The 724-nt window shown below is 65.6% G+C and carries 1 protein-coding gene; it reads left to right on the forward strand.

From position 1 onward, the window contains the following. Positions 1-724, forward strand: a 724-nt coding sequence (locus tag B0F77_RS48515) for a terpene synthase family protein (RefSeq protein WP_425435839.1), incomplete at both ends; no start/stop codon positions are given.

Genomic DNA, 724 nt, shown 5'->3' on the forward strand with positions numbered 1-724 from the left:
TGGGTCTTCTACTTCGACGACGAGTTCTTCGCGGAATTCAAGCAGACCAAGGATGTGGCGGGGGCCAAGGCCTACCTGGACCGGTTGCCGGCGTTCATGCCGATCAACGGCACGGACCCGGCACCGGAGCCGCGGAACCCGACCGAACGCGGCCTGGTGGATCTGTGGCAGCGGACGATTCCGTTGATGTCGCAGGACTGGCGGCGCCGGTTCACCACGAGCACCCACAACCTGCTGCTCGAGTGCATGTGGGAGATCAGGAACATCGAGAGCGGCACGGTCGCCAACCCGATCGAGTACATCGAGATGCGCCGCAAGGTCGGCGGCGCGCCGTGGTCGGCGAACCTGGTGGAGGTCTCCGAAGCGGCCGAGGTGCCCGCGTCCATCGCGGGAACCCGCCCGCTGCGGGTCCTGTCCGACACGTTCTCCGACGCGATCCACCTGCGCAACGACATCTTCTCGTACGAGCGGGAGGTGTTGCGCGAGGGTGAGAACTCCAACGGGGTGCTCGTGTTCGAGAAGTTCTTCGGCCATGACACGCAGACCGCGGTCGAGGCCGTGAACAACCTGCTGACCTCGCGGCTGCACCAGTTCGAGAACACCGTGTTCACCGAGCTGCCGCAGCTGTTCTCCGAGAACGCCGTGGATCCGGTGGACCAGGCCAGGGTGCTCAGGTACGTCAAGGGCTTGCAGGACTGGCAGTCCGGCGGGCACGAGTGGCACC

Origin of the sequence: Lentzea kentuckyensis (assembly GCF_002150765.1) — a bacterium.
Taxonomy (GTDB): domain Bacteria; phylum Actinomycetota; class Actinomycetes; order Mycobacteriales; family Pseudonocardiaceae; genus Lentzea; species Lentzea kentuckyensis.